We start from the raw sequence: 3,048 nt of genomic DNA on the forward strand, positions 1-3,048 counted from the left end.
TGGGGCTCGGTCGCCGGATTTCTGGGTGCAGCCGTCTTCCCGGTCGGGCTGATCCTGACCGTCTTGGCCGGAGGGGAACTATTAACGGGGAACATGATGACGCTTCCAATGGCGTGGTTTTCCCGTAAAATCGGCTTTGGCGCCGTCCTCAAAAACTGGATTCTCGTTACGGTCGCCAACTTTATCGGGGCGGTGTTCGTCGCCTATTTCTTCGGGCATGTCGCCGGGCTGACGGAAGGAGCGTTTCTGGCCAAAACAGTAGCTGTGGCCGAAGCAAAGGTGCATGATTCGTTCCTGCAGGCTTTCGTATCGGCCATCGGCTGCAATTGGCTCGTCTGCCTGGCGGTCTGGCTCGGTTACGGCGCAAAGGATGTTACCGGAAAAATCTTCGGGATCTGGTTTCCGGTCATGGCGTTTGTCGCCATCGGCTTTCAGCACGTAGTCGCGAACATGTTCGTCATTCCGGCCGCGATCTTTGCCGGTCAGATGAGCTGGAGCCAGTACTTCCCGAACTTCGCGGCGGTGTTCCTGGGCAATCTCATCGGCGGAGCGGTCTTTGTGGCCCTTGCGTATTTCGCCGCTTACCGCCAGCCCGCCGGCTCCATGCTGCCTTTGGCCGAGAAGGCGAATCATAAATCGGCGTAATGCCGCTTTGCGTACTGCTCCAAAATATGCACGAATTTGAGAAGCGCCATGCCGGCCGGCTGATCTTTGCCCTGAACCATCAGCAGGTCCCGGCCGAGCTTCATTCCTTTCAGCTTCACCTCGCACAGCTCGCCGCTGCCAAGCTCCTTGCGGACGACCCAGCGGGACAGGACAGCGATGCCAAGGCCCGCGGCGGCCGCTTCCTTGACACCCTGGCTGCTGCTGAAGACGAAGCTCCGCTTGACCGCAAGTCCTCCCTCCTCAATCAGCCGGTCGCTGTAGGCCCGCGTGTGCCCGAACCGCTTTCGCGCAAGACCCACACCTGGTCCTGCAGCATGCCGGGATCAATCGATTTGTAGGCTGCGAGGGGATGGTCAGGCGACATCACCAGCACCATTTCGTCCTCCATGAACGTGGTTAGCTGCACATCCCTGGCGGTCGTGCTGCCTTCAACCAGACCGATATGAAACCGCCCTTCGCGGATATCGTGCACGATGTTGTCGGTGTTGCTGATGTGAACCTGCACGTCCACTTCGGGGTATTGGTGCGCATATTCGGCGAGAACGGCCGGAAGGATGTATTCGCCGATCGTAAAGCTTGCACCGATGCTCAAGGAGCCGGTCACGACATCCCGCAGCAGATGGATCTCCTGCTGGGCCTCCTCGTACAGCGCTAGCATCTGCTTGGCCTTCCGGAACAAGATTTCGCCGGCCTCGGTCAGTCTGACCTGCTTCGGGGACCGGAGCATCAGCTTCGTGCCCAGCTCATCCTCCAAGTTCCGGATGTGCAGGCTTACCCCCGGCTGGGACAGATGGAGCAGCTTGGCGGCGCGGGAGAAATTGCGCTCTTCGGCGACGGTGACGAAGACCTTTAGTGTGTCTGTGATCATGGCGTGGACTCCTGTTTATCATTTCTTCAGCGGCAAGTGAGGCTAAGGCAAAGGCTAAGGCAGCGCTGAAGATTACACTCAGTGTAACGTGGGGGAGGGCCGCAATCAATCATAAGTTATCCTGATGATCGGGATAGCAAATCGGTATTTCCCTTCCGGAGCCGGACATTCTATAGTGAGCGTATCGATAGCCGCTTGAATGACCAGGCTACGGACGGGAGGAATGAATCATGATTGCATCTCAGGGATCGGCCCTGCCGCGCAAAAAGCGCAATTTGAACGCTTATATGCTGGGGCTCTGCCTCACGTTTGTATTATCACTGCTGGCCAAGGGGCTGGCGCTGCTGCCTTTTCTCGGCATCATGGGGCAGCTGGTGCTGGCCATCCTGCTTGGCATGGTTTACCGCGCATTCGCCGGCGTGCCGGAGTACGCGATGCCCGGCATCTCCTTTTCCAATAAAAAGCTGCTCAGGCTGGGCATTATTTTGCTCGGCATGCGGCTGAACCTGGCGGACATCGTTCATGCCGGGCCAAAGGTTCTGCTGCTGGCCGCGGTCAATATCAGCGTGACGCTGCTCGCGGTATACGGCATCGCCCGGCTGATGAAGGTCGATCCGGTCATGTCGCTGCTGGCCGCCTGCGGTTCGGCCATTTGCGGGGCGGCGGCTGTGGCCGCCATCGCGCCGCAGGTTCGGGCGAACGAGCAGGAGACGGCGGTCAGCGCCGCGGTAGTTGCCCTGCTCGGCACCTTGTTTACGCTGCTGTACGTCGGCCTGTATCCGCTGCTCGGCCTGTCGCCGGCCGGATACGGCGTGTTTGCGGGCGGCACGCTCCATGAAGTCGCCCATGCCATCGCGGCAGCAGCGCCAGGGGGCAAGGAGGCCGAAGATATGGCCGTCATCGTCAAGCTGACACGGGTGGCGCTGCTCGTTCCCGTCGCCGTTCTCGTCGGCCTCTGGAGCAGCCGCAAGGGCGGGCGCACCGCACCGGGGGAAAGAACCCGTATTCCCATCCCATGGTTTGTGCTTGGCTTTCTTGTGATGAGCGGCATCCATACGCTGGGCATCCTGCCGGAATCGGCTGCCTCGCAGATCGTCACGGCAGCTTATATGCTGATGGCCATGGCCATGGCCGGTCTTGGCCTGAACGTCGACTTCGCCGTGTTCGGGCGCAAAGGGGGCCGGCCGTTCGCCGCAGCGCTGCTCGGCTCCTGCCTGCTTGCCGGCGTTGGATATGTGCTGGTCAAGGCGTTGGGATTAGCATAAACGCCGGAACGTACCGGCCAACACCTAAAGAAGGACTCCGGCCGGGAACGGCGGAGTCCTCCTCTTTTTTTACAATCTTAAATGAACGTATCGGCTACAGTTCTTCGGAATCATCGCCGTCATATCCATTGATCAGGTCCGTTCCGTGCATATCCTCCACCATGGCGATCGCGGAAGGATCGACCGGACTGTTCGCCGAAATGTCGTCCGCATCCGGAACATCCGGCAGCTCTTCGTCCTCCGTCAGTT

2 protein-coding genes and 1 pseudogene are annotated in these 3,048 nt (G+C 59.8%); 2 read left to right on the forward strand and 1 reads right to left on the reverse strand.

From position 1 onward, the window contains the following. Window positions 1-645, forward strand: a 645-nt coding sequence (locus CPT76_RS26695; protein WP_105445053.1) for a formate/nitrite transporter family protein, incomplete at its 5' end; no start/stop codon positions are given. Here the strand turns inward: CPT76_RS26695 and CPT76_RS26700 are convergent. Beyond that, a pseudogene (locus tag CPT76_RS26700) lies at window positions 630-1,534 on the reverse strand (LysR family transcriptional regulator). The gene CPT76_RS26695 and the pseudogene CPT76_RS26700 overlap by 16 nt on opposite strands. Before the next feature lie 230 nt (window positions 1,535-1,764). Between CPT76_RS26700 and CPT76_RS26705 the strand changes: the two are divergent. Next, on the forward strand, window positions 1,765-2,799 hold the full coding sequence (locus tag CPT76_RS26705) for a YeiH family protein (protein WP_105445054.1): 1,035 nt from the start codon (window positions 1,765-1,767) through the stop codon (window positions 2,797-2,799). Window positions 2,800-3,048 lie beyond the last annotated feature (249 nt).

The organism is Paenibacillus sp. AR247 (assembly GCF_002968895.1).
GTDB classification, from domain to species: Bacteria; Bacillota; Bacilli; order Paenibacillales; family Paenibacillaceae; genus Paenibacillus_AQ; species Paenibacillus_AQ favisporus.